Origin of the sequence: Curtobacterium sp. SP.BCp, from assembly GCF_051903255.1 — a bacterium.
Lineage (GTDB): Bacteria > Actinomycetota > Actinomycetes > Actinomycetales > Microbacteriaceae > Curtobacterium.
The window spans coordinates 184,411-208,353 of sequence record NZ_CP194338.1 but is presented as its reverse complement, the minus strand read 5'-3'; the positions used below and the strand labels follow the sequence as shown (position 1 = coordinate 208,353).

General features: G+C 72.6%; 27 protein-coding genes. 15 read left to right on the top strand and 12 right to left on the bottom strand.

Translation table 11 applies throughout. The features are described 5' to 3' along the window. Positions 1-51: 51 nt before the first annotated feature. Positions 52-1,044, top strand: a complete 993-nt coding sequence (locus tag ACRQ4C_RS01055) for an NAD-dependent epimerase/dehydratase family protein (RefSeq protein WP_439689738.1) — start codon at positions 52-54, stop codon at positions 1,042-1,044. Positions 1,045-1,196: 152 nt separating this feature from the next. On the opposite strand, the gene rocD is transcribed toward ACRQ4C_RS01055, so the two are convergent. Together rocD and ddaH are read right to left on the bottom strand one after the other, a co-directional pair. Continuing rightward, on the bottom strand, positions 1,197-2,420 hold the full coding sequence (gene rocD / locus ACRQ4C_RS01050) for an ornithine--oxo-acid transaminase (protein ID WP_439689737.1): 1,224 nt from the start codon (positions 2,418-2,420) through the stop codon (positions 1,197-1,199). Further along, on the bottom strand, positions 2,420-3,310 hold the full coding sequence (ddaH, locus tag ACRQ4C_RS01045; RefSeq protein WP_290133238.1) for a dimethylargininase: 891 nt from the start codon (positions 3,308-3,310) through the stop codon (positions 2,420-2,422). Before ddaH ends, rocD begins: the two co-directional genes overlap by 1 nt. Before the next feature lie 243 nt (positions 3,311-3,553). Here ddaH and ACRQ4C_RS01040 point away from each other — a divergent pair, with 243 nt between their 5' ends. The 4 genes from ACRQ4C_RS01040 (at position 3,554) to ACRQ4C_RS01025 (ending at position 5,967) form a co-directional block, all read left to right on the top strand. Beyond that, on the top strand, positions 3,554-3,991 hold the full coding sequence (locus ACRQ4C_RS01040) for an Lrp/AsnC family transcriptional regulator (protein ID WP_290133239.1): 438 nt from the start codon (positions 3,554-3,556) through the stop codon (positions 3,989-3,991). Positions 3,992-4,076: 85 nt separating this feature from the next. Further along, positions 4,077-4,409: a hypothetical protein gene (locus ACRQ4C_RS01035; RefSeq protein ID WP_290133240.1), complete on the top strand. Its 333-nt coding sequence runs from the start codon at positions 4,077-4,079 to the stop codon at positions 4,407-4,409. 2 nt (positions 4,410-4,411) lie between these two features. Next, a complete protein-coding gene (locus ACRQ4C_RS01030; RefSeq protein ID WP_439689736.1) occupies positions 4,412-5,233 on the top strand; it encodes a nitroreductase family protein in 822 nt (273 codons plus the stop codon). Continuing rightward, complete coding sequence (locus ACRQ4C_RS01025; protein ID WP_439689735.1) at positions 5,230-5,967, top strand: YqjF family protein; 738 nt, start codon at positions 5,230-5,232, stop codon at positions 5,965-5,967. The genes ACRQ4C_RS01030 and ACRQ4C_RS01025 overlap by 4 nt, the downstream gene beginning before the upstream one ends. On the opposite strand, the gene ACRQ4C_RS01020 is transcribed toward ACRQ4C_RS01025, so the two are convergent. After that, a complete protein-coding gene (locus ACRQ4C_RS01020) occupies positions 5,939-6,589 on the bottom strand; it encodes a hypothetical protein (protein ID WP_439689734.1) in 651 nt (216 codons plus the stop codon). The two genes, ACRQ4C_RS01025 and ACRQ4C_RS01020, sit on opposite strands and share 29 nt — an antisense overlap. Positions 6,590-6,683: 94 nt before the next feature. Between ACRQ4C_RS01020 and ACRQ4C_RS01015 the strand changes: the two genes are divergently transcribed. The 3 genes from ACRQ4C_RS01015 to ACRQ4C_RS01005 are packed head-to-tail and all read left to right on the top strand — an operon-like array spanning position 6,684 to position 8,569. Next, a complete protein-coding gene (locus ACRQ4C_RS01015; RefSeq protein WP_290133244.1) occupies positions 6,684-7,679 on the top strand; it encodes an SDR family oxidoreductase in 996 nt (331 codons plus the stop codon). Beyond that, positions 7,676-7,999, top strand: a complete 324-nt coding sequence (locus ACRQ4C_RS01010; protein WP_439689733.1) for a hypothetical protein — start codon at positions 7,676-7,678, stop codon at positions 7,997-7,999. Before ACRQ4C_RS01015 ends, ACRQ4C_RS01010 begins: the two co-directional genes overlap by 4 nt. Positions 8,000-8,032: 33 nt before the next feature. Further along, positions 8,033-8,569, top strand: coding sequence for a dihydrofolate reductase family protein (locus tag ACRQ4C_RS01005; RefSeq protein ID WP_439689732.1), 537 nt, complete (start codon positions 8,033-8,035; stop codon positions 8,567-8,569). A 116-nt stretch (positions 8,570-8,685) separates the two neighbouring features. Here ACRQ4C_RS01005 and ACRQ4C_RS01000 read toward each other — a convergent pair whose 3' ends face one another. Then, on the bottom strand, positions 8,686-9,414 hold the full coding sequence (locus ACRQ4C_RS01000; protein ID WP_439689731.1) for a tyrosine-protein phosphatase: 729 nt from the start codon (positions 9,412-9,414) through the stop codon (positions 8,686-8,688). After that, positions 9,407-12,982, bottom strand: coding sequence for a proline dehydrogenase family protein (locus ACRQ4C_RS00995; protein ID WP_439689730.1), 3,576 nt, complete (start codon positions 12,980-12,982; stop codon positions 9,407-9,409). Before ACRQ4C_RS00995 ends, ACRQ4C_RS01000 begins: the two co-directional genes overlap by 8 nt. A 118-nt stretch (positions 12,983-13,100) precedes the next feature. On the opposite strand from ACRQ4C_RS00995, the gene ACRQ4C_RS00990 reads away from it, so the two are divergent. Continuing rightward, positions 13,101-13,574 carry a MarR family winged helix-turn-helix transcriptional regulator gene (locus ACRQ4C_RS00990; RefSeq protein ID WP_400411316.1) on the top strand — a complete coding sequence of 158 codons (474 nt, stop codon included), beginning with the start codon at positions 13,101-13,103 and terminating at the stop codon, positions 13,572-13,574. On the opposite strand, the gene ACRQ4C_RS00985 is transcribed toward ACRQ4C_RS00990, so the two are convergent. Genes ACRQ4C_RS00985 through ACRQ4C_RS00975 form a run of 3 tightly spaced genes read right to left on the bottom strand, consistent with a single transcriptional unit; the run spans position 13,571 to position 15,476 of the window. Further along, positions 13,571-14,269, bottom strand: coding sequence for an anti-sigma factor family protein (locus ACRQ4C_RS00985; RefSeq protein ID WP_439689729.1), 699 nt, complete (start codon positions 14,267-14,269; stop codon positions 13,571-13,573). The genes ACRQ4C_RS00990 and ACRQ4C_RS00985 overlap by 4 nt on opposite strands. Continuing rightward, positions 14,266-14,778, bottom strand: coding sequence for a sigma-70 family RNA polymerase sigma factor (locus ACRQ4C_RS00980; RefSeq protein ID WP_290133251.1), 513 nt, complete (start codon positions 14,776-14,778; stop codon positions 14,266-14,268). Before ACRQ4C_RS00980 ends, ACRQ4C_RS00985 begins: the two co-directional genes overlap by 4 nt. After that, positions 14,778-15,476 carry a YceI family protein gene (locus ACRQ4C_RS00975; protein WP_439689728.1) on the bottom strand — a complete coding sequence of 233 codons (699 nt, stop codon included), beginning with the start codon at positions 15,474-15,476 and terminating at the stop codon, positions 14,778-14,780. Before ACRQ4C_RS00975 ends, ACRQ4C_RS00980 begins: the two co-directional genes overlap by 1 nt. A 77-nt stretch (positions 15,477-15,553) precedes the next feature. On the opposite strand from ACRQ4C_RS00975, the gene ACRQ4C_RS00970 reads away from it, so the two are divergent. Beyond that, positions 15,554-16,105: an MOSC domain-containing protein gene (locus ACRQ4C_RS00970; protein ID WP_439689727.1), complete on the top strand. Its 552-nt coding sequence runs from the start codon at positions 15,554-15,556 to the stop codon at positions 16,103-16,105. 111 nt (positions 16,106-16,216) lie between these two features. Further along, positions 16,217-17,074 carry an NAD-dependent epimerase/dehydratase family protein gene (locus ACRQ4C_RS00965; RefSeq protein WP_439689726.1) on the top strand — a complete coding sequence of 286 codons (858 nt, stop codon included), beginning with the start codon at positions 16,217-16,219 and terminating at the stop codon, positions 17,072-17,074. A gap of 46 nt (positions 17,075-17,120) precedes the next feature. Here ACRQ4C_RS00965 and ACRQ4C_RS00960 read toward each other — a convergent pair whose 3' ends face one another. The 4 genes from ACRQ4C_RS00960 to ACRQ4C_RS00945 all read right to left on the bottom strand — a co-directional run bounded on the left by ACRQ4C_RS00960 (position 17,121) and on the right by ACRQ4C_RS00945 (position 20,170). Continuing rightward, complete coding sequence (locus ACRQ4C_RS00960) at positions 17,121-18,425, bottom strand: glutathionylspermidine synthase family protein (RefSeq protein ID WP_439689725.1); 1,305 nt, start codon at positions 18,423-18,425, stop codon at positions 17,121-17,123. Further along, positions 18,425-18,805, bottom strand: a complete 381-nt coding sequence (locus ACRQ4C_RS00955; protein ID WP_439689724.1) for a tRNA-dihydrouridine synthase — start codon at positions 18,803-18,805, stop codon at positions 18,425-18,427. Before ACRQ4C_RS00955 ends, ACRQ4C_RS00960 begins: the two co-directional genes overlap by 1 nt. 136 nt (positions 18,806-18,941) lie before the next feature. After that, a complete protein-coding gene (locus tag ACRQ4C_RS00950) occupies positions 18,942-19,130 on the bottom strand; it encodes a zinc transporter permease (RefSeq protein ID WP_439689723.1) in 189 nt (62 codons plus the stop codon). A gap of 74 nt (positions 19,131-19,204) precedes the next feature. Beyond that, positions 19,205-20,170, bottom strand: a complete 966-nt coding sequence (locus tag ACRQ4C_RS00945) for a DNA-3-methyladenine glycosylase family protein (RefSeq protein WP_290133256.1) — start codon at positions 20,168-20,170, stop codon at positions 19,205-19,207. A 72-nt stretch (positions 20,171-20,242) separates the two neighbouring features. On the opposite strand from ACRQ4C_RS00945, the gene ACRQ4C_RS00940 reads away from it, so the two are divergent. From ACRQ4C_RS00940 to ACRQ4C_RS00925, 4 genes are all read left to right on the top strand, one after another. Next, positions 20,243-21,271: a 6-phosphofructokinase gene (locus ACRQ4C_RS00940; protein WP_290133257.1), complete on the top strand. Its 1,029-nt coding sequence runs from the start codon at positions 20,243-20,245 to the stop codon at positions 21,269-21,271. 67 nt (positions 21,272-21,338) lie between these two features. Then, the gene (locus ACRQ4C_RS00935; protein WP_439689722.1) at positions 21,339-22,319 is read left to right on the top strand and encodes an acrylyl-CoA reductase family protein; all 981 of its coding nucleotides are present in this window, start codon (positions 21,339-21,341) and stop codon (positions 22,317-22,319) included. Between the two features lie 95 nt (positions 22,320-22,414). After that, positions 22,415-23,089 carry a GntR family transcriptional regulator gene (locus ACRQ4C_RS00930; RefSeq protein ID WP_290133259.1) on the top strand — a complete coding sequence of 225 codons (675 nt, stop codon included), beginning with the start codon at positions 22,415-22,417 and terminating at the stop codon, positions 23,087-23,089. Between the two features lie 16 nt (positions 23,090-23,105). Next, positions 23,106-23,891, top strand: a complete 786-nt coding sequence (locus ACRQ4C_RS00925; RefSeq protein ID WP_439689721.1) for an ABC transporter ATP-binding protein — start codon at positions 23,106-23,108, stop codon at positions 23,889-23,891. Positions 23,892-23,943 lie beyond the last annotated feature (52 nt).

The following is a 23,943-nucleotide window of genomic DNA, read 5'->3' as shown; positions in this document are numbered from 1 at the left end:
GATCGCAGGGGTGCGGCGCAACGCGGTGCCGCGGGGAGCGAGGGAGCATCCATGACCGGAGCGAGTGTCCTGTTCATCGGCGGGAGCGGCGTGATCAGCGCCGCGTGCGTCCGCGAAGCCGTCGAGCAGGGGTTCGACGTGACGGTGCTCAACCGGGGGACCACCGGGGGCAGGCCGATCCCGGAGGGTGTGACGCGCCTCCAGGCCGACGTCTCGGACCGCGCCGCCCTGGCGGAGGCGCTGGGCGACCGTCGGTGGGACGTCGTCATCAACTGGATCGCGTTCACCCCCGACCAGGTGCAGGCCGACGTGGAGACCTTCGCCGGGAGGACGCGGCAGTACGTGTTCATCAGCTCGGCGTCGGCGTACCAGACCCCGGCGACCCACCTGCCGATCACGGAGTCGACGCCGTTGAAGAACCCCTACTGGCAGTACTCGCGCGACAAGATCGCGTGCGAGGAACTGCTCGTGCAGGCGTACCGCGAGCAGGACTTCCCGGTCACGATCATCCGGCCGTCGCACACGTACGACGAGACGAAGCTCCCGCTGACCGGCGGCTGGACCGCGGTCGCCCGCATGCGCGCGGGCAAGCCGATCATCATCACGGGTGACGGCTCGTCGCTGTGGACGCTGACGAACAGCCGGGACTTCGCGGTCGGCTTCACGGGGCTGCTCGACAACGCCTCGGCGATCGGCGAGGCCTTCACGATCACGAGCGACGAGGCGCCGACCTGGAACCAGATCGCGGAGGAGATCGCGGCCGCTGCCGGGGTGGACGACCTGAAGATCGTGCACGTGCCCGCGGACGCGATCAACGCGGTGGACCCGGAGTGGGGTGCGGCGCTGCTCGGCGACAAGGCGAACAGCTCGGTGTTCGACAACAGCAAGGTGCGCTCGCTCGTGCCGTGGTACCGGCCGCGGATCCCCTACCGTCAGGGCGTGCGCGAGGTGATCGCCTGGTACGAGGCGCACCCGGAGGAGCAGGTCGTCGACGAACGGCTCGACGGGCTGATGGACGAGCTCGCGGAGCGCTGGGCGGTCTGACGCGGGGCGGGGGGCGCGGTCGCGGTCGCGTCCGATGAACCACGAAAGCGACATCGAACCGGGCCGCGGACCTGGTTCGATGTCGCTTTCGTGGTGCGACTCGCGGGGCGCGCGCACCCGCCGGCCGGGAGGCACGGCGCGCGCCCGCCCCGTCAGCTGCGGACGCGCAGGACCTCGCCGAGCACGTCGATCGCGTGGCGCACCTCGTCGTCGGTGACGACGAGCGGCGGCGCGAAGCGGATCGTCGAGCCGTGGGTGTCCTTCACGAGGACGCCGCGGTCGGCCATGTCGTGCGCGATCTCCTTGCCGGTGCCGAGCGCCGGGTCGATGTCGATCCCGGCCCAGAGCCCGGCCACGCGGTGCGTCACGACGCCCTGGCCGACGAGGTCGTCGAGCAGACCGCGGAGCAGCGGTTCGCCGTCGAGGGCCCGCTGCTGGAACGTGCCCTCGCCGAGCATCGCCACGACCTCGGAGCCGACGGCGGCGGCGAGCGGGTTCCCGCCGAACGTCGAGCCGTGCTCGCCCGGGCGCAGGACGCCCAGGACGTCGCGGCGACCGACCACGGCGGACACCGGGACGATCCCGCCGCCGAGCGCCTTGCCGAGCGTGATGAGGTCCGGCGTGACGCCGACGCGCTGCACCGCGAGGGTGTGCCCGGTGCGGCCGAGGCCGGACTGGATCTCGTCGGCGACGAGCAGGGCGCCGAACTCGTCGCAGACCTCGCGGACGGCGGGGAGGTACGACGCCGGCGGTATGACCACGCCACCCTCGCCCTGGATCGGCTCGAGCAGCACGGCGACGACGGTCTCGTCCATCGCTGCTCGCAACGCCGCGGCATCGCCGTACGGCACCGTGCGGAACCCGGGCGTGAACGGCCCGAAGTCGTCACGGGCCGACGGGTCGTCCGAGAAGGAGACGATCGTGGTCGTGCGGCCGTGGAAGTTCCCGGACGCGACGATGATCGTGGCACGGTCGGCCGGGACGCCCTTCACGCGGTAGCCCCAGGCGCGGGAGACCTTGATCGCGGACTCGACGGCCTCGGCTCCGGTGTTCATCGGGAGCACCATGTCGGTGCCCGTCAGGTCGGCGAGGGCCGCGGCGAACGGCCCGAGGCGGTCGTTCACGAACGCGCGGCTCGTCAGCGTGACCCGGTCGAGCTGGGCCCGGGCGGCGTCGAGGAGGCGGGCGTTGCCGTGGCCGAAGTTCACCGCGGAGTACGCGGCGAGCCCGTCGAGGTAGCGCTTCCCGTCGACGTCCGTCACCCACGCCCCGTCACCCGACGCGATGACGACGGGCAGCGGGCTGTAGTTGTGGGCGAGGGAGCGGTCCTCGACGGCGAGCGCAGCAGCGGTGGCGGTGCCGGTCGCGGTGCTCATCAGGACCGCGCGACCGAGTTGCCGGTGCCGACCGGGTGCAGGTCGAGCGTGCAGCACTTCACGCCGCCACCGCCGAGCAGCAGCTCGGACAGGTCGACGCCGATCGGGTTGTAGCCCTTCTCCCGCAGCTGCTCCGCGAACGTGGTGGCACGGGACGCGATCACGACGTTGTACCCGTCGGAGTACGAGTTCAGGCCGAGGATCGCGGCGTCCTCCTCGGTCGCGATGATCGCGTCCGGGAAGCGCTCGCGCAGGATCGCGAGCGAGGCGTCGTCGAAGGCGCTCTCGAGGTAGGCGATGTTCGAGGTGCCGTCGGCCGCGGGTTCCGGGTCGAGCACCGCGATGGCCGTGTCGAGGTGGTAGAAGTTCGGGTTGATCAGCTTGAGCGTGACGACCTCGCGGCCGTAGATCGTCGCGAGCTCCTCGTGCGAGGTGCTGTCGGAGCGGAACCCGGTCCCGGCGAAGATGGTGTCCCCGATGAGCAGGAAGTCGCCCTCGCCCTCGTTCGTCTCCTCGGGCTCGGCCACGGTCAGGCCCGCGCTGCGGAACCAGTCCATGTACGCGGGCCCCTCGGGCTGGCGCTCGGGGTACTGGAACTTCGCGCCGTACGCGACGCCGTCGAGCACGAACCCGCCGTTGGCCGCGTAGACCATGTCCGGCAGGCCCTCGATCGGCTCGATGTACGAGATGTCGAAGCCGAGCTGCTCGTAGACGTCGACGAGCGACTGCCACTGCTCGACGGCCTTCGACGTGTCGGTCGGCTCCTCGGGGTGCATCCACGGGTTGATCCGGTAGCTGACCGTGTAGTGGGTCGGCTTGCACATGAGGATCGTGCGCTTGGTGGCGACACGGGCCGGAGCGGCGAGGGATTCGGGAGCGGTGTTCGACATCAGTCCTCCTGGGGACCGGGGCCCGAGCCTGCCAGGAACCACCACTGGACGAGTTGCAGAGCTCCGGCGAGATGCAGGCTCACTCGCCGTAGCGGACCAGGTCGACGCCGGTCCCGAGTCTTGCACACACCGTCCAGCAGGTGCAGTCCCCCACACTGCGGGGCAGTGGCACCCGTTCGGGTGACGCACGTTTCGTGCGCGGGACCCACCTGGCGTGCAAGAAGTCCGCGTAGCATTGGTGCAATGGATTCGCTCGACCACCGCATCCTGGATCAACTCCGGGAGAACGCCCGCGCCGGCTACGGCGACATCGGGTCGGTGGTCGGACTCTCGGCCTCCGCGGTGAAGCGTCGCGTCGACCGACTCGTCGCCGACGGGGTCATCCAGGGCTTCACGATCAAGGTCGACCCCGCCGTCGAGGACCGCGGCACCGAGGCCTGGGTCGAGCTCTACTGCCGCGGCACCGTCTCGCCCGACGAACTGCGGTCGCTGCTCGACAGCGTCCCCGAGGTCATCGACGCCGGCACCGTCACCGGCAGCGCCGACGCCGTCGTGCACATGCGCTCGCGTGACCTCCCCGCCCTCGAGGAGGCGCTCGACAAGGTGCGGCTCGCACCGCAGGTCGACCACACCCGCAGCGCCATCGTGCTGTCCAAGCTGGTCACCCGCGAATCCGCCTGACGACGGGGCGCCTCCGGCGCGTAGGTTCGCCCCTGTGGGACGGAAGACGACAGCCGGGAGGCGCGGCGTGCCTCCCGGACGGTCCGTGACGGCCCGTCGAATGGTCACCGCCGCGACCGCCGCGTACGTGGCCAACTGCCTCTGGGGCACGGCCGTGGCCCTGCGCCTCATCCGGACGAGGAAGCTCCGGGTCGTGCACCACGGACTGTTCGTCGTCACCGCGACCCTGACCGGAGCGGCCGCGACGACACCCGTCTGGACCCGCGACCGCAGCGCGCTCTTCCTGCTCCCCGCGCTCGTCCCGCTCGCCGTCGCTCCACGCACGAACCCCCGCGCCGGAGCACACTGGAGAGTCGCGGTCGCCGCCGCACCGTCCTACCTGGGGGCGATGCTCGCGCGCCGACGACCAGAGAGGTAGCAGTGGAGCTCTTCGAAGCCATCCGACGCCGACGCACGACCAACGGGGCGTTCCTGCCCGACCCCGTGTCCGAGGAGCACCAGCGGCTGCTGATGGAGCTCGCGGGGCGGGCGCCGTCGCAGCTGAACAGCCAACCGTGGCGGTTCGTGCTCGTCGAGGAGCGGGCGACGATCGACCGGGTCGCGCAGATCAGCGGGTCGTCGATGACGCGGACGATGGCCGAGGGCACGTTCTTCGAGCGGTACAAGCCCTACTTCCGGTTCTCGCAGGCCGAGATGGACGAGCGGCGCGACGGGATGCTGTTCGACAAGCTCCCCGGGCCGCTCAAGCCGTTCACGAAGCAGGTGTTCACGAAGCGCGGGCAGCTGCTCATGAACACCCTCCGCGTGCCGCAGACCCTCGGCGAGGAGAACCGGAAGCTCGTGGCCGGGTCGCCGCTGCTGCTCGGCGTGATGCTCGACCGGCACGAGTACCCGAAGGAGGAGCTGTCCGGCTTCTACTCGGTGTTCAGCATGGGCGCGGCGATGGAGAACATCTGGCTCGCCACCACCGAGCTCGGCCTCGGCATCCAGTTCGTGTCCTTCCCGATGGAGACACCGGGAGCGTGGGAGGAGATCGAGGGGCTGCTGCGGGTCCCCCCGTCCCTGGAGCTCATGGCCGTGTACCGGATCGGGTACCTGCCACCCGAGCGTCGACGTCCGGCGATCGACTGGACGTCGAGCGAACGGAAGCGGCCGTCGCAGTACGTCTTCCGAGGCACGTGCGACACCCCGCAGCAGGGGTGGGACGACGCCGCGCCCGCGGGCGGAGCGGACACCCGGTGACGGCGATCTCGGCGGTGGCCCCGCGGCTGCCGGGTCGCCCGTGGATCCAACAGGACTGGCTCGACGTCGTCTTCGTGCACTGGCGGGTGGACATCTCGGCCGTCGCCCAGCACCTCCCGGCCGGGGTCCGGCCCGACACGCTCGGTGCGGACGGTGTCGACGACGGCACGACCACGTGGGTGGGCCTCATCGCGTTCCGGTTCACCGACACCGCGTTCCCGCCCGTCCGGGTCGGTCGCGTCGGGGACTTCGTCGAGGTGAACGTCCGCGTCTACACGGTCGACGACCAGGGCCGGCACGGCGTCGTGTTCCTCTCGCTCGACGCCGGGAAGCTCCTGCCGACCCTCGGTGCCCGGGCCGCGACGGCGCTGCCGTACTGGTGGGCGCACGCCGAGTTCCGCCGACCGGAGCCGGACCGGGCCGCGTACGCGATGCGTCGGCACGGCACGCACACGAGGTCGGTGGTGGACGTACGGATCGGCTCGCGGATCGAGGAGCCGACCGCCCTCGAGACCTTCCTCACCGCACGCTGGGGCATGCACGTGCACCGGGCAGGCCGGACGCGCTTCTGGCCGAACGAGCACGAGACGTGGCCGCTGCACCGGGCGTCGGTCGTGCACCTGCGGGACGACCTCGTCGCGGCGGCCGGGCTGCCGTTCGCGTTGACGGAGCTCGAGCCGGACTCGGTGCTCTACGCGCCGGGGGTCACGACGCGGTTCGGTCTGGGGCGCTGAGGGGGCGGTCCGGAGGCGTGCGCTCGGCGACGGCGAACTGCACGACTGCCATCACGAGGGCGAGCGCTGCGAGGATCGCACCGGGACCGATCCACACCGCGGAGAGACGCTCCGGCAAGCCGTGGACAGTGAGTCCGGCGACGGACAGGACCGCGCACGAAACAGCGATGAAGACCGATGCCCAGGCCACGAGCAACCGGTCGATCCGGGGCACCGAGCGTGCGAAGCGGAACATCGTCGGGACCCAGCCGACGGCGCCGAAGAGCCAGCCGAACGGGAGGCCGATCACCAACGTCCCGATCGCGACGATCGAGGCCGTGGTCACGCCGACGGCCACCCGGACGACGTGCAGCCGCCACGAAGCCCGGAGGTCCTGGCCGTGGTACGCCGTCCGTCCGGCCACGGCCAGGGCGACCGCACCGGCTGCGACGACGACGGCACACGTCACGCACACGACCGCGCCGAGCACCTCGCCGAACCGCGTCCCGAGCAGCGCGATGAGAACGGCGAGCGCCACTAGGCAGACCGGGAGCGTCCAGACCTCGTGGATCCGCGTCGGGGTGTTCAGGACCCAGCCGGGCGGCGGCGCCTCCTCGACGGTGTCCTCTGCTCGGGTGTCCACCGGCCCATCATCCTCGTGGCCGTCCTCCCGCGCGCGGCACCGGGGGACACCGCGGCTGGGCGGGGAGCGGCACCACGCCCGGTAGAACGGGTCAATGACACGTGTGGCTGTGGTGACGGGTGGTTCGGCGGGACTCGGACGGGCGACGGTGCGCGAGCTCGCCGCCCGGGGCTGGGACGTCGCGGTCCTCGCCCGCGGGAAGGACGGTGTCGACGCTGCGGTCGCCGAGGTCGAGGCAGCAGGACGCCGCGGGCTGGCGGTGCTCGTGGACGTCTCCGAGCGCGAGGCCGTCGAGGCCGCGGCCGACCGGGTCGAAGCCGAGCTCGGGCCGATCGACCTCTGGGTGAACGACGTGATGGTCGGCGTCTTCGGACGGTTCCTCGACACCGACCCCGACGACTTCGAACGGGCGCTCCACGTCACCTACCTGGGCTGCGTGAACGGCACCCGGGCGGCACTGTCCCGCATGGTCCCCCGCGATCGGGGCCAGGTGATCCAGGTCGGTTCGGCACTGGGCTTCCGCGGGATCCCCCTGCAGGCCGCGTACTGCGGCGCCAAGCACGCGATCGTCGGGTTCACCGAGTCGGTCGTGTCCGAGCTCGAGGAGCAGGGCAGCAAGGTCGCGATCTCCCGGGTCGACATGCCGGCACTCAACACGATCCAGTTCCAGTGGGTGAAGTCGAAGCTGCCGCACCAGGCGCAGCCCGTCGCGCCGATCTACCAGCCCGAGGTGGGCGCACGGGCGATCGCCACGACGGCCGAACGGCCCCGACGCCGCACGTGGGTGGGCGAGTCGACCGTCTACACGATCCTCGGCAACCGCATCAGCGGACGGTTCGCCGACTGGTACGCCGCGAAGACCCTGGTGTCCGGGCAGCAGGCACCGCAGAAGGACGGCGCCGCACTCGGTGTCAACCTCTACGACCCGATCCCCGGTGACCACGGAGCACACGGCGTGTTCGACGACTCGGCGCACGCCTGGTCGCCGCAGACGTGGTGGGTCGAGCACCGCCGGCTCGGCAACGGCATCCTCGGCGCCGCGCTCGGTGCCGTCGGGGTCATCGCGCTCGCGGCGGGGCGTCGGAAGTGAGGACGGTCGAGGTCCTCCGGCTCGCGGTCGCCGGTGGCCACGCGGTCCGGCTCGTCGGCCGGCGCGGGACACCGGTGCTCGACGCGGTGCTCGCGGTGCGGCAGACGGCGCAGGCGGTGCTCGTGTCGCGGTCCGGTTCCCGGGACGCCCACACCGCGAGCGCCGTCGTGGACGTGCTGCACGGCGCGTCGATGGTCCCGGTCGCGCTGCTCGGTGGTCGTCTGCGCGGGCTCGCGGCCGTGCAGGTGCTCCTCGCGGCGGTCCTCACGGTCGCGGAGGTCGCCGCCGTCGGACACGGGCACGGTCGGCGCCACCGCTGACGGTCTGTCGGCGGTGGTCGGTACCGTCCCGCCATGAGCACGATCTACTCCGTCGCGTCGTCCCTCGACGGCTTCGTCGCCGCCCCCGGGGACGACCTCGACTGGCTCCTCCGGTTCGGGTTCGAGCCGTTCCAGGAGCACCACGACCGGTTCTTCGCCGCCGTCGGCGTGCTCGTCATGGGAGCGACGACGTACGAGTGGCTCCTGGAGCACGACGACACGTGGGCGTACCTGGACCGCCCGACCTGGGTGTTCACGAGTCGCGAGCTCGCCGTCCCCTCCGGCGCGGACGTGCGGTTCGTCTCCGGTGACGTCACGGGGCACCAGGACGCGATCGTCGCGGCCGCCGCCGGTCGCGACGTCTGGGTGGTGGGCGGCGGGCTGCTCGCCGCCCAGTACCAGGAGGCCGGCCTCCTCGACGAACTGCGCGTGACCGTCATGCCCGTCGCGCTCGGCGCGGGCACGCCGCTCCTGCCGGTCGCGGCCCCGACGTCCGTCTTCGACCTGGTCGGCACGACGACGTTCGAGGGCGGTGCGGTCGAACTGCACCACCGTCGCGGACGCGACTGACGGGAGGCACGGGTCGCGTGACGCGCGCACGGCACGCGGGCAGGGCCCCGGGACAGGTCGTCGGTCACGCGACGTGCGCGCGGAACGTGCGCCGGGCCTCCAGTCGGAGGGTCGCGTCACGCGACGTGCGCGCGGAACGTGCGCAGGGCCTTCAGGCGGTCCGCGTCGAGACCCGACCGTTCGACGAAGCGGTCGACGTCGAACCCGTCGACCGCAGCGCGGAACGCGCCCGCGACGGTCGTGCCGTGCTCCGCGCAGAGCGCCTCGATCTTCCCCTCCGGGAGCGGCACGCCGATCGACTCGTACAAGGCGGGAGCGGTCTCGACGGTCACGAGGAAGTCGTCGACGACGGCGGAAGGCTGGACGCCCGCGATCGTGAGGAGCGCGAGGGCGACGATGCCGGTGCGGTCGCGGCCACCCGCGCAGTGGAAGAGCACCCCGCCCGGGGGCGCGTCCGCGATCGCGGCGAGTGCACGGCCGGTGCGCTCGGGCAGTTCCGCGAGGTGCGGCCCGTAGTACAGCGGCGTCCCGACCAGCCCGGTCTCCCAGTAGGCCTCCCAGAACCCCGGGGCGTCGTCGAGCCCGTCGTGGTCGACGACCACCGTCGTGAGCCACTCCGGGCGGGGACCGGTGTCCTTCGCCCGCTCGGACGGTGCACGGAGGTCGAGGACGGTCCGGATCCCGGCGTCGTGGAGCGTCCGCCACCCCTCGGTGGTGACCCGGTCGACGCTCTCCGACCGGACGATCCTGCCGGGCGGGGTCGTGCCGCCGGCGCGGAGCGGGAGTCCGCCGAGGTCTCGGGCGTTGAACAGGCCCTCGACGTGGAGCGTGCGGTCGTCAGACACGGAGCTCCTGGAAGTCGGGGTCGAGGTCGCCGAAGCGGTGCGCGGTGATCGACACGGACTGCTCGCGGAGGAACGGGAGCATCTCGATGACTCCGGACTCGACCACGGGTGCGTCGTGGATCGCGGTGTCCACGCTGACGCCGAGGGCTTCCTCGAGGGCGAGGGGGTCGCCGCCGAGCAGACGGATGCGGCTCCCCGGGCCGCCGAACGCGGTGTGGCGCGGTCGGTCGTCCGGCTGGGAGAGCACCTGGTCGAGGGCGTCCTGCTGCTCGTCGTCGGGGTCGCTCCACCGCTGGTCGAACACCGCGCCGGACGCCGCCCGCGCGAGGAACTCCTCGTCGCTCTCGACCACGTGGTCGACGACGTCGAGCGGGGACCGGGAGGACGCGAGCAACTGCGTGAGCGGTCCGGGCAGCGGGCGGGACGTGCTCAGCATGAGGTGGGCGCGGGCGGCGGTCGCGGCGGCGAGCACCCGGACGAGGTCGCCCGTCGCCGAGTCCTCCGCGTGCCGGACGATCACGGACTGTGGGCGGTAGCGGAGCACGTTGCGCTGCACGACGAGCCCGGAGTCGTCGTGCGAGCGGCCGTACCGTGACTCGCGGGCACGGACGTCGCTCAGGGCACCCGCACGGACCTGGTCGAACTCCTCGAACGACAGCCCGCTCCGTGCCGCCTCGATGAGGGCCGTCACCCGTGGCGGGAGCCCGTGCAGCTGGATGCTCTTGTGGACCGTCCGCTCGGTGCGCTCCCAGCGGCCGAGCGTCGCGACGTACAACGGCCCGCCGGCCTTGGTGCCGGTGCCGACCGACGACCGCTTCCAACCACCGAACGGCTGCCGACCGATGACCGCGCCGGTGATGCCCCGGTTGACGTACAGGTTGCCTGCCTGCACGGTGGCGAGCCAGTCCGCGACCTCGTCGACGTCGAGCGAGTGGATGCCCGCGGTGAGGCCGTAGTCGGTCCCGTTCTGGATCGCCACCGCCTGCTCGAGGGTCTCCGCCCGCACGATGCCGAGCACCGGGCCGAAGTACTCCGTCTGGTGGAAGTCGCTGCCGGGTCGGACGCCGTCGCGGATGCCGGGGGACCACAGCCGTCCGGAGTCGTCGAGGGGCTCCGGCTGCACGAGCCAGGACTCCCCCGGGCCGAGCTCGGTGAGTCCGGCGCGGAGCTTGCCCGTCGGCTCGGCGATCACCGGACCCACCTGCGCACTCGGGTCGTCCGGCCAGGCCACCCGCAGCGTCCGGGTGGCGTCCACGAGCTGGCGTCGGAACCGCTCGCTCTCGCCGACGGAGCCGACGAGCACGACGAGCGACGCGGCGGAGCACTTCTGCCCGGCGTGCCCGAACGCCGACTGCACGACGTCCTGCACGGCGAGGTCGAGGTCGGCGCTCGGCGTCACGACGATCGCGTTCTTGCCGCTCGTCTCGGCGGTCAGCGGGAGGCCGGCGCGCCACCACCGGAAGGAGCGGGCGGTGTCGGCGCTGCCGGTCAGCAGCACGCGGTCGACCGCGGGGTGGGCGACGAGCTCGCGGCCCAGGGCGTCCTCGTCGAGGTCGACCAGCTGGAGGAGCGAGTGCGGTACCCCGGCGTCCCAGAGCACGTCGGCGAGGAGCGCACCGCACCGCTTGGCCTCGGGCGCGGGCTTGAGCACGATCCCGCTGCCCGCGGCGAGCGCGGCGAGCACCCCACCGGCGGGGATGGCGACCGGGAAGTTCCACGGCGGGACGACGACGGTCAGCCGGGGCGGGACGAACCGGGCGCCGTCCCCGTCGAGCGCGGCCAACTGTCGGGCGCTCTCGGCGTAGTGGTGGGCGGCGTCGACGGCCTCGGTGACCTCGACGTCGGCCTCGCCGATGGTCTTGCCCGTCTCGGCGGCCATCACCTCGATGAGGTCGGCGCGGCGGGTCTCGAGCTCGTGCCCGATGAGGTCGAGGAGCTCGGCGCGGTCGGTCGGGTCCTGCCGTCCCCAGTTCACGCCGGCCTGGGCGGTCCGGGCGACGATCCGTTCGAGCGTCGACCGGTCGACGACCTTGGCCCCGCGGATGGTCTGCGCGCCCAGTTGGGACTTCGGGACACGTCGGAGGACGTCCAGCGCCCAGCTGCGGTTGGCGGCGATGGAGGGGTCGGTGTCGGGGGCGTTCCGGAAGGCGTCGCGGTGCTCGGGTTCACCGAGCGGGCGACGGCGGTCCTGCGTGCGGTTCGTCGCGGGCACCGGCTCGTCGAGGGCGGCGACCGAGGCCAGGTACCGGCCGTGCTCGCGGTCGAAGACGCTGGCGTCGCGGTCGATGTCGAAGGCTCCGGAGATGAAGTTCTCGGGGCTCGCGCTCTCCTGCAGGCGTCGGGCGAGGTAGGCGATGGCGGAGTCGAACTCCTCCGGCTGCACGACGGGCGTGTAGAGCAGGATCCGGCCGACGTCGGCGCGCACCGCCTCGGCGTGCGTGGACGCCATGCCGAGCAGCATCTCGACGTCGACCGCGTCGGTGACCCCGCGGCGCTGCGCGAGCACCCACGCGGTGGCGAGGTCGAAGAGGTTGTGCCCGGCGACCCCGACCCGGACGGCGTCGGTGCGCTCCGGCGTCAGGGCGGTGTCGAGCATCCGGAGGTAGGCCGTGTCGGTCTCGCGCTTGCTGCCCCACGTCGCGAGCGGCCACTCGTGCAGGATCGCGTCGACGTGCTCCATCGCGAGGTTCGCACCCTTGACGAGCCGCACCTTGACCGGCGCTCCCCCTCGGGCCCGGCGTGCCTGTGCCCACGTGGTCAGCCGGTCGAGGGCCCCTGCGGCGTCGGGCAGGTACGCCTGCAGCACGATGCCGGCCTCGAGCCCCGCGAACTCGTCGCGGTCGAGCAGCGTCGTGAACACCGCGAGCGTGACGTCGAGGTCGCGGTACTCCTCCATGTCGAGGTTGATGAACTTCGCCGGGCGACCCTCGGCGAGCGGAGCGGCGGCGAGGCGGTACAGCGGGACGAGCCGGTCGACCACCCGCTCGACCGTCTGGTCGAACGCCCACGCCGACATCTGCGGCACGACCGAGCTCACCTTGATCGAGACGTAGTCGACGTCGTCGCGGGCGAGGAGGTCCGTCGTGCCCTGCAGTCGACGGTCGCTCTCGGCGGTGCCGAGCACGGCCTCGCCGAGCAGGTTGACGTTGAGTCGGGTGCCCGCGCCGCCGACCTTCGCGAGCGCCGGACCGAGCTTCGCCGCGGTTGCGTCGATCACGAGGTGCCCGGTCATCCGGCGCAGGATCCGCCGCGCGGTCGGGATCACGGCCCACGGCGCCATCGTCGCGAACCCGCCGCCGAGCGTGACCGCGCCGCGGAGGTACCAGGCGAGGAACTCGGGGACGTCCTGGCTGAGCTTCTCGAGGTTGCGGGCGGCGACCCTGGGGTCCTCCGGTCGGATCACCCGGTCGACGAAGCCGCGGGTGAAGTCCAGCCCCTGCTCGTCGCGGAGCACCCCCGCCAGCCGTGCCGCACCCGGGTCCGGCTTGGTGCCCGCGGAGGCCGCCAGCCAGCGACGCACGAGGGCCACGGCGTCGTCGGTGCAGTCGGCGATGCTGGGGGTCGGCATGTCCCGATCGTATGCCGCCGCACCGACGCTCCCTCGGAGCACGCCGTGCGTCGTCGGAGGGTCATCCGGACGGATGAAACCGGCGTCGCTCCGGGCATCCGTCGATACGCTGTCGAGCATGGTGACGCAGGACGACGAGGGGCACGACTGGGTCACGTGGGACACCTACCACGACGCCTGGCGACGGCTGGACCGGGCGCTCGACCACGCCGTGCAGGAGGGGGCGGGCATCTCGATCCCGGAGTTCGAGATCCTCATCGGGCTGCACCGCGACCCCGACCACCGGCTGCGCGTGCGGGACATCGCCGCGGGCATCGGCTGGGAGAAGTCCCGCGTCAGCCACCAGGTCACGCGCATGGTCGCGCGGGGTCTGGTCGAGCGGGCCGACTGTCCCACCGACGGCCGCGGCAGCTGGGTCTCGATGACCCCCGACGGCCGTCGCGCGGTGCTGTCCGGCATCCGTGCGCACACGGCCGCGTTGGAGGACCTGTTCTGGAGGCCCGTGGGGACCGACGCGGGCACGCTGCGGACCGTCAGCGCGCGCGTCCACACCGCGATCGGTCCGGTGGACCTGGAAGCAGCGGACCGCTAGAGGTCGACGTCCGCGAGGACGCGGTCGTCGCCGCGGAGCCGGACCTGCACGCTCGCGATGTCGCCTCGGGGCACGGTCGTCGAGGCCGACAGCCCGCGGGCGTCCTCCCCTGCCGCTGACCACGAGGCCACCGTCTCCGCCGTGCCGTCGTCACGCACCACGACGAGGTCGTACTGGACCGAGCCGTCCGACGCCCAGGACTTCCCGCCGTACGAGCAGCCCCAGTCGAAGCGCGTGCCCCACGGCTCGCCGCTGACGGCGAGGTCGACGTCGAGACCACGGGCACCGACGAGCGAGTACCGGTCGGCAGCGCTCTGCGAGGCGGCCTGCACGGACGCCGGGTCGACCCGTGCGGTCCCGACCGCGAGCCCGCCGAGCACGGCTGCGAGCACGGCCGCCGCCGTGGTGGCGGCGACCCACACCCGACGACGGCGCCGACGGTGACGGACCCGGTGGGCCACGGAGGAGAGGGTGCCCTCGGAACCGGTGTCGGGCCTCCCGTCCGGCACCGCGATCTCGACCGCCTGGTCGGCCGGGAGCTTCCCGAGCAGGCCGGGCAGTCCGACCAGCTCGGCGACGGCGGCCGCGCAGCGGTCGCACGTCTCGAGGTGACGCTCGTACTCGAGCCGCTCGTCCGCCGGCAGCGAGCCGAGCACGTAGGCGGCGTCCCACTCGGCGTAGCGGTCGTCGCTCATCGGGTCACTCCTCGTTCCTGCAGTGCGAGCCGGAGGGCCCGCAGACCGTAGTGCAGCCGCGACTTCGCGGTGCCCTCCGGGATGTCGTGCCGCCGGGCGATCTCCGGCACGGTGTGGCCGAGCCAGTACGCGTCCACCACCACCCGACGGTGCTCCGGGCTGAGCGAGGCGAGCGCGTCCGCCACGACGATGCGGTCGAGCACGGCGTCGGTGCGGTCGGCCTCGGCACGGTCGACCGGCTGCTCCGTGCCGTGCTCGTGTCGGTTCCGGGCCGACCGGGCGTCGTCCACGACGAGGTTCCGCGCGACCGTGAAGAGCCATGCCCGGACACTGTCGGGCGTCCGCTCGAGCACGGCCGGTCGCTGCCAGGCGCGCACCATCGTCTCCTGCACGACGTCCTCGACGGTGTGCCCGTCCCGCGTCAGGTGCCGGACGTACCGCGTGAGCGCGTCGCCGTGCTCCCGGTGGAGCGTGGCGAGCAGCTCGTCGGCGGAGCGTCCGGTGACCATCACTTCTCCAGGTCGAGGGAGAACTCCACGGAGCCCTTCGGGTCCACCGTGACGAAGCCGAGCGACGGGGCCTGGACGCCGTAGTCCTCGAACGTGATCGGGATGCTGCCGGCGACCTGCACCGTGCCGTCCGCCGCCACGGCGACCTGGGCGTCGGCGGTGACGGGCTTCTCGACGCCGTGCAGGTCCATGGTGCCGGTGAGGGTGACGTCCTGGGTGGAGCCGTCGAGCGCGCCGGAGACGTCGACGGGCTTCGTCAGCGTGAAGGTCGCCGTGGGGTGCTGGTCGGTCTGCAGCGCGGTGTTCCGGAAGTACTCGTCGCGCGCGGACTCCGGCGTGCTGATCTTCGCGACCTGGACCGTGACGGTCGCCTTCGTGAGGGAGCCGCCGCTGACCTCGGCGGTGCCCTCGACGTCCTTCGTGCGTCCGACCACGTTCACATCCTGGCCCTGGAGCGTCTCGTGCACCCGGTAGCCCGCGAACGAGTCGCCCGTGGACTTCCAGCTGCCGTCCGCCTCGGACGCGGGGAGCTTCCCCGTGCCGCCGGACGGCGCGGTGCTGAGCGACGGAGCGGCCGCGGCCTGCCCGTTGACGGTGTTCGCGTAGATGACCGGGCCGGCGATCGCTGCGGCGGCGCCGACGACCACGACGCCGGAGGCGATGCCGATGATGACCTTGGTGCGTGTGCGGAGTCCCATACCCTTCACGACGAGACAGCGGACCGGATCGTTCACCGGGTCTCGATCGGCGTGTCGATCCGTGCCAGGCTGAGGGTGTGGGAGCGCAGTCACCGATCGTCGTCGCCGTGGCCCGTGACGGGGGTCACCACTTCAGCAAGCCGCTCGTGGACGAGGTCGTGCTCGTCGCCGGGTGGGGCATCGAGGGGGACGCCCACGCCGGCACCACCGTGCAGCACCGGTCCCGGGTGGCGCGGGACCCCTCGCAGCCGAACCTCCGCCAGGTGCACCTGCTGCACGCCGAGCTCTTCGACGAGGTCGCGGACGCCGGGTTCGAGGTCGCTCCGGGCGACATGGGCGAGAACGTCACGACGCGTGGCATCGACCTGCTCGGGCTGCCGACCGGGACCGTCCTGCACCTCGGCGAGACCGCGAGCGTGCGGGTGACGGGCCTCCGGAACCCGTGCCAGCAGATCAACGGGTTCGAGCCGGGGTTGCTCAAGGCGGTGCTCGGCCGCGCCGAGGACGGGTCCGTGGAGCGGAAGGGCGGCGTGATGTCCGTCGTGCTCACGGGTGGGACCGTCCGACCGGGCGACACCGTCCGGGTCGAGCTGCCCGAGGGCGCCCCGGAGCCGCTGCAGCCCGTCTGACCCGGTCTACGGCGCACGAACCGCGCGCGTCCCGACGTCCCGCGCGTCGATCGACACGTGCGTCGTCGAAACGCGCGCGTTTCGTCTGCCCACGCCTGGCACAGTGGACCCGTGCAGCACCACGGAACCGTCGTCGTCGCCGGCTGCGGCGACCTGGGGACCGAGGCCGGTCTCCGCTTCGCCGCGCTCGGCCACCACGTGATCGGCCTACGTCGACGCGCCGAGCTCCTGCCGGCGCCCTTGGTCGGTCGGAGCACGGACCTCCGGAACGAGGTCCCGACGATCCCGGACGACACCGCGCTCGTGGTCGTCGCGACCGCAGCGGGCAGCAGGGACGTCGACGAGTACCGGGCGACCTACGTCGACGGACTCCGGAACGTCCTCGACGGCGTCGACGCAGCCACCGCCGAACCGCGCATCGTCGTCGTGTCCTCGACCGCGGTGTACGACGTGGACGACGGGAGCGAGGTCACCGAGGACACCCCGGTCCGTGGCAGCACCCCGACGGCCGCCGTGCTCGTCGAGGCCGAGGAGCTGCTCCGACGGCGCGCACCCGGTGCCGTGCTGCTCCGGCTGTCGGGGGTCTACGGTCCCGGTCGCGAGCGGTTGGTCGACCAGGTCCGCTCCGGCAGCGCCCGACTCGCGCCGGACACCTCCCCGCACACGAACCGCATCCACCGGGACGACGCGGCCGCGGCGCTCGTGCACCTCGCGGCCGTGGAGGACCCGGCGCCGACCTACCTCGGGACCGACGACGAGCCGGTCCGCCTCGACGACGTGCTCCGGTTCCTCGCCGCCGAGCTCGGCGTCGACCAACCCGTCCGCGGTGACGGCGACGGGCGGCAGGCGGGCGGGGACAAGCGGCTCTCGAACGCGCTGCTCCGCTCGACGGGCTGGGCACCGCGGTACCCGACCTTCCGCGAGGGCTACCGAGCCGTCCTCGCCGGCGAGGGCACGCGCCACCCCTGACGCGCCGCACCCCGTCCGTCCGGTGGTCGTGCCGGCGTGACGGCGCTCAGACGCGGATGAGGTTCGGCGCGAACCGGCACCAGTAGTCGGTGATCGGCCCGTCGGACTCTCGGATGCCGACGCCGAACGACTGCCCGTCGACGACCCACGACCCGAGCACCGGGTGGTTGTGCCCGTTCCGGCCGGGGAAGTCCGGCAGCTCGTGGTACTGCTGCCACACCCGCTCGCCCCCGGTACCCGCGCGGCGGTACTCGGTGCCGTTCGACGTCACCGAGCCGTCGGCGCGGTGCACGGCGATGCCGTCGCCCTCGCGTCCGAACACCGGCTTCACCACGAAATCCGTCATCCCACCGGGTCCGTCGGCGAACGAGGGAAGCAGGTTGTCGTGGCCCGGGAAGAGCCGCCACAGCGCGACGAGCAGGAGCTTGTTCGAGAGGAACATCTTCCACGCCGGCTCGTACCAGCGGCCGAGGCGGCCCCGGTCGGACACGAGGAACGCGCCGAACTCCTGGTCACCGGACGCCCGGTCGTCGCCCGACACGAGGTCCTCCCACGGGTAGAGCTTGAAGAGGTTCCGGATCACCGGCCACTGCATGCCTGGCGCGTCACCGGGCAGGGTGTAGGCGCTCCGCGACGACCCGACGGGCTCCTCGTTGCCGACGAACTGGCGGGCGGCGGCGTGCCAGCCCACGTCCTTCATCTCGATGCCGGTGTGCTCCCAGCCCGCCTCACCGGCGAGGTCCCGCATGTAGGCGACGGTGTCCCAGTCCTCACCGGCGGTGTCGAGGTCGGAGTGCGCCACGAACAGGCGCCCGCCCTCCTCCGCCCGGAGCGACTCGTGCAGGAGCGTCCGCCAGCGTGCGACGAGCGCCTCGTGGATGCCGTTCCACTGGTCGGTGTCGGCGGGCAGGTCACCGGAGCCGACTCGGTCACGGAGCCAGTGCCACTGCGTGACCGACGCCTCGATCAGCCCGGTCGGCGTGTCGCCGTTGTACTCGAGGAGCTTCGCGGGCGACCCGTCACCGGCGTAGGCGAGATCGAAGCGGGCGTAGACGTCGGGTTCGCCTTGATCGAGCGACCAGGACGCGAGCTCGAAGCCCTCCGGGGTGAGCCCGAGCGTGCCGAGCTCGCCGGACGCCAGGTACCGCGCGGCCTCGAGGCTCATCCGGTGCAGTTCCTCGGTCTGCTCCTCCAGCGCCTCGACCTCCGGGAGGGTGAACACGTAGGCCGCGCCGTCGTTCCAGTACTCGACCGCCGTCCCGTCCTCGCGCTCGGACCGGGAGTAGACCAGCCCGGTCTGCTGGATCTTCCGCTGCCAGTCCGGCCGCTCGGTGAACTCGACGCGCTCCATCAGCCACCGAACCCGCCGTGCTCACCGGACCCGCCGAAGCCGCCCTTCGACACGGAACTGCCGCGGGAGGAGACGCCGGACTCCGCGGTCTTGCCGGCCGGGAGCGAGGTCCGTCCGCCGGACACCGGGTCGCCGACCGCCGGGACCTTCGTCGTCCGGCTGCTGCTGAGCGGCAGGAAGTACCAGCCCGCGTGCCCGCCGTGGTTGTTGCAGTCGTCGTCCGGCAGCCGCTTCTGGGTCGCGTTGTCGCGGCAGATCTTCGCGTAGTCGGCGTCGACGCCTGAGCCCTCGCCACATCCCGTGAGGGACGCGGCGAGCGCGGCGACGACGCCGATCGAGACGACCCGGGACGCGCGGCGACGATGACGATCAGCACTCACGAACGTCGACACTAGGCGGTCCGGGTGACGGCGGCACGGCGTCGGTCGCCGCGCGCGGCGACCAGGTCGCGGACGGGAGGCCCGTGGCGGCGCCGCCACGGGCCTCCCGTCCGTCCTGTGGTCGCGTCAGCGACCGTCAGTGCTCGTCGTAGTGGTCCTCGTGCCGAGCGTGGCGGTGGCCGTCGTGGACGAAGTCGACGTGGTCGCCGTGCTCGACGGTCTCGTGCTCGCCGCCGTCGTGCTCGTGGTCGTGCTCCGAGACGTCGTGCTCGGCGATGCGGTGCTCGTCGTCGCCGGGTGCCGGAGTGGGGTCGGTGTCGGTCATGATTCCTCCTGAGATCGGTTCTCAACAGGAGGATACGGGTGCGGACGGCGTGTGTCCGGCGACTGTGTCGACGCTCAGTGGTGCCGGTGGTCCTGGATCGTCATGCGCGGCCCGAACGACGGCTTCCGGAAGCCCGAGCCCCCGATGAGCCGCACGACCCGCTCCCGGTGACCGCGGTACGGCTCGAGCAGCTCGAGCATCCCGTCGTCGTCGACCGGACCGCCCGTCAGCGCCCACCCGACGAGGGCCGGCACGTGGTAGTCGCCCACGCTCGGAGCATCCGGATCCCCGTGCGCCCGCTGGGCCGTCTCGGCGGCGGTCCACCTGCCGACACCGGGCACCGACTGCAGCCGGTCGGACACCACCGCGCCACCACGGCCGAGCGTCAGGGTGCGCTCGAGGGCCGGCGCGACCCGCATCGCGCGCATCACGGTGGCCGAACGCCCGGGCTCGATGCCGGCACGGTGCCACTCCCAGCTCGGGATCGCCGCCCACCCGGACGCGGTCGGCTGCACCCACATGTCGGCCGGGGCCGGACCGGGCGCGGGCGTCCCGAAGCGCCGCAGGAGGTACCGCCACGCGCGCCACGCCTGCCGCGAGGTCACCTTCTGCTCCATGATCGCCGGCACGAGGGCCGCGACCACCGCGTTCGTCCGGAGCAGGCGCAGGCCTGGCTGCCGGTGCCGGGCGTCGACGAGGAACGGGTGCGAGGTCACGTCGAGGTCGGACCAGTCGTCACCGCGGCCGAGCATCTCGGGGGCGTGCGCCACCGCCCACTCGGCGCCGTCGCCCCACGCCGAGACGGCGATCGCGTCGGGTCCGGCCCGGCGGACGAGCACCGACGCCGGCCCCGCGGGCGTCCGGAGCGCGAGCCAGGTGTCCGCACCGACCACACGGAAGGCGGGGTCACCGGAACCGCGCTGCAGGGGACGGAGCGTCGCGCGGACGTCCACCGCCCCGGTGGGTCGGTAGACCGTGTCGATCCGTCCGGCTGCGTGGTCGACGCAACCGACGGCGGTGGCGGACACAGCGAGGGACACCCCAGGATGGTAATGCGGAACCACCGTCAGTCATGATGGGCGTGTCCCACCACCACCGACGATGGAGTTCCCGTGCGCATCGGCATCCTCACCTCCGGCGGCGACTGCCCCGGCCTCAACGCGGTCATCCGCGCGATCGTGCTCAAGGGCATCGCGATCCACGGACACGAGTTCGTGGGCTTCCGCGACGGCTGGCGGGGCGTCGTCGACGGCGACATCGTCCCGCTCGGCCGCAAGGACATCCAGGGCATCGCGAAGCAGGGCGGCACGATCCTCGGGACGAGCCGCACGAACCCGTTCGAGGGCGAACGCGGCGGCGTGGAGAACATCGAGCGGACGCTGGAGCGGCACGGCATCGACGCCATCGTCGCGATCGGCGGCGAGGGCACCCTGGCGGCAGCGAAGCGGCTGACCGACGCGGGGCTCAAGATCGTCGGCGTCCCGAAGACCGTCGACAACGACCTCGGCGCCACCGACTACACCTTCGGCTTCGACACCGCCGTCGCGATCGCGACCGAGGCCATGGACCGCCTCCGGACCACGGGTGAGTCGCACTCGCGCTGCATGGTCGCCGAGGTCATGGGCCGCCACGTCGGCTGGATCGCCCTGCACTCCGGCATGGCCGCGGGCGCCCACGCGATCCTCATCCCCGAGCAGAAGACGAGCATGGAGCAGATCGCGCAGTGGGTGCGCGCCGCCTACGACCGCGGCCGTGCGCCGCTCGTCGTCGTCGCGGAGGGGTTCGTCCCCGACCACGAGGACAACGCCCACACCGAGCGCGGACTCGACGCCTTCGGCCGGCCGCGGCTCGGCGGGATCGGGGAGCGGCTCGCGCCACTCATCGAGGAGATGACGGGCATCGAGACCCGCGCCACGACCCTCGGGCACATCCAGCGCGGCGGAACGCCGACGGCGTACGACCGGGTGCTCTCGACCCGGCTCGGGCTCGCGGCGATCGACTCGGTCGTCGAGGAGCGGTGGGGTCGCATGGTCGCGCTCAAGGGGACCGACATCGTGCACGTCTCGTTCGACGAGGCGCTCGGCGAGCTCAAGACCGTTCCCCAGGATCGGTACGACGAAGCCGCCATCATGTTCGGCTGAGTGCCGCCCGCGAGCCCGAGACTCGTGGTGACGACCCGGCCTGGAGGCACGGGGTAGCGTCCGACAGGTGACCCGCGCCGTCCTCGTCTCCCGTTCCGCCCCGCCCGCCCTCACGGAGGTCGACCTCCCGGACCCCGCCGAGGGCGAGGTCCTCGTCGACGTCACGACGTCGAGCGTCAACTACAAGGACGGCCTCGCCCTCGCCGGGAACCCCGGCGTGGCGCGGGTCGATCCCCTCGTCCCCGGCATCGACGTCGTCGGCACGGTGTCCGCCCTCGGCCCGGGCGTGCACGGCGTCGCGATCGGTGACCGGGTGACGTGCAACGGCGCCGGCCTCGGTGAGACCCGGCACGGCGGGTGGGCGTCCCACACCGTGGTGCCCGCCGACGCCCTGGTGGTGCTGCCCGACGACATCGAGGACTCCTTCGCCGCCGCGATCGGCACCGCGGGATTCACGGCGCAGCTCAGCATCCTCGCACTGGAGCGGGTGGTCGCGCCCGACGACGGGCCGGTGCTCGTGACCGGTGCGTCCGGCGGGGTCGGGACGGTGGCGATCGCCCTGCTCGCGGCCCGCGGGTACTCGGTGACGGCATCGACCGGGCGGGTGGCGAACGCCGACTCCCTGCGTCGGCTCGGCGCGACGGACGTGGTGGACCGGGCCGCGCTGTCGGACCTCGGCAAGCCCCTGCAGCGTGCGACGTGGGCGGGCGCGGTGGACAGCGTCGGGGGCGCGACCCTCGCCAACGTGCTCGCCGCCACCCGGTGGGGCGGGGCGGTCACGGCGTGCGGACTCGCCCAGGACTCCGCGCTGCCGACGACCGTGATGCCCTTCATCCTGCGAGCGGTGTCGCTGCTCGGCGTCAACTCGGTCGAGGCGCCGCACGCGCTGCGGCAGCGGGCGTGGGACCGGCTCGCGACCGATCTCGACCCGGCGCTGCTCGCCGACGTCACCCGGACGGTGTCCCTGCCCGATGCGATCGGCGTCGGAGCGGAGGTCGTCGCGGGACGAGTACACGGTCGGACGGTCGTCGACGTGACGGCGACGTGAACGACCGAAATACTGCTACGCCATCATTTCACAAACGCTTGCACATTGACACGTTAGGATTGGAGTACAACACGTCTGACCCGTGAGGAGCACCGATGCCGGTCCCGAAGTCCACCGTCGAGAACTCGCCGCGGAAGCTCCTGCGCGACGTGGTGCTCGAGAAGATGCTCGCCGCGATCCAGGACGGCACGCTGCAGGCCGGCGAACGACTCAACGACGACGAACTCGTCGCCTGGCTCGGTGTGAGTCGCACCCCCATCCGCGAGGCCATCGCGAAGCTCGTCGACTACGGCCTCGTCGAGATGGAGGCGAACCGCTACACACGTATCGCGACCCCCACGGGCAAGCAGGCCACGGACACGACGCAGGTCCTCGGCGGGTTCATGGAGATGGCCGCCCGCTGGGGCGTCCCGCAGCTCGACGACGACGCGGCGAAGGCCCTCGTGGACCACCTCGAGGCCGTCCGCAGCTACGCCGACGCGCACGACAAGCGCATGGACGCCGAGATCGAGCAGGTCATGCTGCTCCTGATCCGCGCCGCCGACAACCAGCTCCTCGACAAGCTGTCCGAGTCGTTGCTGCCCCGCGCACGATTCCTCTCGCTGGCACAGGGCCCGTGGGAGTTCTGGGACTACCAGCACGCCGTCGAGCCGCTCCGCGCGGCGATCGCCAAGCGCGACGGTGACGGTGCAGCCGCGGCCATCCGTGCGCTGACCGCGACGGCGGAGCACCAGGCCGAGGAACTGCGGGCCGCCGGCGCGACGTCCTGACGACCGGCGCCGCGTCGTGACCGACACCCTCATCCAGGCCACCGGCGTCCGGGTGACGCGGTCCGGCCGCGACCTCCTGCACGACGTCGACCTGACCGTCCGGCAGGGCGAGCACTGGGCGCTCCTCGGGCCGAACGGTGCCGGCAAGTCCACGCTGCTCGCCGTGCTCGGCGCGACCGGACACCCCACGGCCGGAACCGTCGAGCTGCTCGGGCGCCGGCTCGGACGGGTCGACGTGCGGGAACTCCGCGAGCGCATCGGGCACGTGGACCCTCGGCACCGGATGACCTCGCCGCTCACGGTGCTCGAGACCGTGCTCACGGGCGTCACCGGCACGACCGACCTCATGCTGCGCTGGACCCCGACGGCCGACCAGGTGGCCGCCGCCGAGCAGCACGTCGCCGACGTCGGGCTCGCCGCACGCCGGGACGCACGGTGGCCGGTGCTGTCCCAGGGCGAACGCGGTCGGGCACTCATCGCCCGTGCCCTCATGGCCGAACCGCGGCTGCTGCTGCTCGACGAACCCGCGACCGGACTCGACGTCGCCGCGCGCGAGCACCTGCTCGAGACCGTGGATGCGCTCCGGCACCGGCACCCCGAACTCGGCAGCGTGATGGTCACGCACCACCTCGAGGACCTGCCGACCTCGACCTCGCACGCGATGCTGCTGCGCGACGGTCGTGCGGTCGCACAGGGCACCGCGGACGACGTGATCACCTCGTCCGCGGCGTCGCACGCCTTCGACTTCCCGCTCGCCATCGTGCGTGCGGAGGGGCGCTGGCACGCTCGCCGAGCGGTGTAGGCGACCCGCGCCTCCCGGCCGGTCCCGCGGGGACCAGCCGCCCGCCGGGCGC